The 4,091-nt window shown below is 39.9% G+C and carries 2 protein-coding genes and 1 pseudogene; all 3 read left to right on the plus strand.

Going from position 1 to position 4,091, the window contains the following annotated elements; translation table 11 throughout:
* The first annotated feature begins 5 nt into the window (after window positions 1-5).
* The 3 genes and pseudogenes from QME58_14150 to QME58_14160 all read left to right on the plus strand — a co-directional run bounded on the left by QME58_14150 (window position 6) and on the right by QME58_14160 (window position 3,752).
* Window positions 6-226: pseudogene (locus tag QME58_14150) on the plus strand (type II toxin-antitoxin system HicA family toxin).
* A 23-nt stretch (window positions 227-249) separates the two neighbouring features.
* Entirely contained in the window at window positions 250-3,333 is a 3,084-nt protein-coding gene (locus QME58_14155; protein ID MDI6804956.1) for an N-6 DNA methylase, read from the plus strand.
* Window positions 3,334-3,593: 260 nt separating this feature from the next.
* Window positions 3,594-3,752 carry a hypothetical protein gene (locus tag QME58_14160; protein ID MDI6804957.1) on the plus strand — a complete coding sequence of 53 codons (159 nt, stop codon included), beginning with the start codon at window positions 3,594-3,596 and terminating at the stop codon, window positions 3,750-3,752.
* The last annotated feature ends 339 nt before the right edge of the window (window positions 3,753-4,091 follow it).

The following is a 4,091-nucleotide window of genomic DNA, read 5'->3' on the forward strand; positions in this document are numbered from 1 at the left end:
AGCCGTTGGCTAAAATGAGAATCCTCTCTGGCAAGGAGGTCTGTCATATCCTTTCCAACACGGTTTTCAGAAAGTTCGGCAGCGTGGGAGCCACATTATTGTGCAGAAAAAAACCGGCTCCTCCACGATTACTGTTCCCGTTCCTAACCACGAAGAGATCAAATTCGGAACTCTGAAATCCATTATGCGTCAATCGCAACTGCCAACAAAGGAATTCGAGTCCTGAACAAACACGTCTTTATTGAAATCATGCAAAATATTTTTGAAAATTATATTAAATCCATCTCGTCTAAATTCTCTCACGAAGAAACGAGCGAAATGGGTTACCGCACCGACTTTGAAATTTTATTAAAAGGAATTTTCGAGTCAATAAATGTCCGGCGTATAGACCACGATGCAAGAGCAAAGCAAGGAAACAAACCGGATTTTGTAGTACTAAAACACGATGTACCAATTCTCTACATTGAAGCCAAAGACATCGGCGTCTCTTTGGATAAAGTGGAGAAGTCAGAACAAATGGCAAGATATTTCGGATATGCCAATTTAATTCTAACGGACTACGTTGAATTTCGTTTCTATAGAAATGGTTTACCTTATCAAGGACCAATCAAGCTAGCGGATTATGATATCAAGCATCGAAAGATTGTGGCTGTCCCGGAAAATTATGACCACGCCGCCAAAACTCTGCTCGACTTTACACAATCGCATAAAGAGCCGATACGCTCGGGCGAACACCTTTCAAAAATTATGGGAGGTAAGGCGCAACGGATTCGGGATAACGTAAAACAGTTTCTTTCAAATAAGTCGGAAAAAAACACTGAGATAATACGCGTTTACGATACTATTAAAAAACTTCTTGTCCACGACCTTTCAGAAGAATCTTTTGCCGATATGTATGCGCAAACACTTGTTTACGGACTCTTTGTAGCCCGCTATCACGATGTAACTCCAGAAAATTTTACAAGACAGGAAGCACGCGACCTTGTACCGGCATCAAATCCTCTTCTTAGACATTTCTTTGACCACATAGTCGGACCCAATTTCGACAAGCGTCTTGAGTATATCGTTAATGAGCTGTGCGAAGTTTTTTCACACGCGAATGTCCCGGAGTTGATGAAACAATATTTCAAAGATGATTTATGGGGAAAAACGCATGAGGGACCAGATCCTGTTATTCATTTTTATGAAGACTTTTTAAAAGAATACGACCCCGATCTCAGGAAAAAGATGGGCGCTTTTTATACGCCCCTGCCCGTTGTGCGGTTCATTGTCCGTTCTGTCGATTACCTGCTCGAAAAAGATTTTGGACTTCCTTCCGGTTTAGCCGACACATCAAAAACAGCAAACGGTGTGCACCGTGTACAGATTCTTGATCCGGCTGTGGGAACGGGCACATTTATCAGCGCGGCTATTCGCATTATCTATGAACGTTTACTTAAGGGTGGACAGAAGGGACGCTGGACGACTTATGTGCATAACGATTTGCTGCCGCGACTGCACGGATTTGAGCTTATGATGGCCCCATACACGATTGCCCACCTGAAGCTGAGTATGGCTTTTAAGGAGACAGGCTTCTGGAACTTCCATCGCCGCCTCGGTATCTATCTGACAAACTCTCTTGAAGAGAGTGCCGTCCAAGAAAGCATGTTTATGGGTTTTGGTTTTGCTGAAAGTATTGCAGAGGAATCCAAAGAAGCATCGGTTATAAAAAACGAATCGCCTATCATGGTTGTAATTGGCAACCCACCGTATAGCATAAGCTCTTCAAATAAAGGTGAGTGGATACTGAATTTAATTAAGGATTACAAGAAAAACCTCAATGAGAAAAAGATCAATCTTGATGACGACTACGTAAAATTCATTCGCTTTGCTGAACACTTCATAGAGAAAAACAAGAGCGGCATCGTGGCGATGATTACCAACAATTCATTTATAGACGGTATTACACATCGCCAGATGAGAAAGCACCTGCTTGAAACATTTGATGATATTTATATTCTTGATCTCCACGGCAATGCTAAGAAAAAAGAAAAAGCACCTGATGGAAGCAAGGATGGAAACGTATTCGATATTATGCAAGGTGTTTCTATAAATATTTTTGTTAGAACTAGACAAAAGAAATCTACTTTGGGAAATGTTTACCACTCTGAGCTATACGGAACAAGAGCACTCAAATTCAAATCTTTGGATGAAAGCGATTTAAGGAAAATTAAATGGAAGAAACTGAATTATAAAGAGCCTCGCTATTTCTTTGTGCCCAAGGATTTTGGATTGGAAAAAGAACACTGTATGGGTTTTAAAATTGATGAACTAATGCCTGTACATAACTCTGGTATTCAAACAAAAAACGATGAGCTTGCAATATCCACGGATAAGAAATATTTAGAAAAAGTGATAAATGATTTTTGCAACTTCGATTTAACCGAATTAAAAACCAAATATCCAAGCAGGAAGGAATCAAGCGGGTGGAATTTTGCCGATGCTAAGGAAGATATATTGCAAAAATATGAAATAGTGAAGTACAATTACAGACCGTTTGATTTTCGATACCTTGTCTATACTGGAAGGTCATCAGGGTTTATTGGCCGCTCACGAATTGATACTTCAAAACACTTTCTTAAACAGAATTTAGGTTTAGCACTGATGAAACAAGTTTTTCAAGAAGGTGGCTATAACCATGTGTTAATAACAGATTCGATGATTGATGAAAGAACGAACTATAGCAATAGAGGGGGGACATATTTGTTTCCTCTTTACCTTTATATACAAGATGGATCTCGCATTCCAAACCTCAAAAAAGAAATATTTAAAGAGATAGAAAAAATTGTCGGCAAAGTTACTCCCGAAGATATTTTTGATTATATATATGCAGTTTTACACTCACCAAGTTATCGCGAAAAATACAAAGAGTTTCTAAAAATAGATTTCCCGCGTGTGCCGTATCCAAAAGATGCAAAGAGTTTTAAAAAGCTTGTTGCATTTGGCACTGAATTGCGTCTGCTCCATCTTCTCGAATCGCCGAAAATCCATAAATTTATTACCACCTATCCGGTAAGCGGATCAGATATAGTTGAGAAATTGGCGTACAAAGACAGCCCTTCGACAAGCTCAGGGCGACGCAATGTATATATCAACAAAGATCAATACTTTGGTAATGTCCCGGAATCAGCTTGGAACTTCTACGTCGGCGGATACCAACCCGCACAAAAATGGCTGAAAGACCGTAAGGGTAGAACTCTTACCAATGCCGATATCGAACATTATCAGAAAATGATTGTGGCACTTGCAGATACAGAGAGAATAATGAAAGAGATCGCTGGTCTGCCGCAGTGATTCAAATTTGTAGGACGGGACGCTGTCCCGTCTAATTATGAAAAGTCGATTCAACGAATCGACCTACATAACATCTGGGTCGGTTTAGTGTGCACTGTCAGAGACAGAGAGAATAATGAAAGAGATCGCTGGCCTGCCGCAGTGATTAAAATTTGTAAGACGGGACGCTGTCGCGTCTAATTATGAAAAGTCGGTTCACCGAATCGACCTACATAACATCTGAGTCGGCTTAGTGTGCGCTTGCAGAGACAGAAAGAATAATGAAAGAGATCGATAAAAGTAAAATGTTTTCGTCAGCAAACGGCTGCAGACGATCAGTAGTTAAACAATCGCTTCCGGACGGTAACAAAACCAAGTCGGAACGGGACAGCACGGCAGTTTCACTTATCGTGCATTCAGTTTTGCATAAAGAATCATAGCTTGAATAAGGTTTAGATATTATGGACTCCGTTAGGAGTCGAATGACAAAATGATAAAACGAACAAACAAAATATCAACATACCGCTCCTCTGGAGCGGGATATTATTCTCTGATATCATGCTACAGACATACGAGTCCTCTGGACTCGATAAAGGATATTATCAAACTGTCTCCAGCGGAGACAAATAGCTATAGAAAAATTTAAACAAAATGATGACGACCCCGTAGGGGTCGAATGTTTGTAGAAAGAAATCAAATAAATATAATTCCGACTCCAGAGGAGTCGAATGACAAAATATTATTTATTAAATATTTAGCGGTTATAATATGGCTAATAC

Source organism: Bacteroidota bacterium (assembly GCA_030017895.1).
Lineage (GTDB): Bacteria > Bacteroidota > Ignavibacteria > UBA10030 > BY39 > JASEGV01.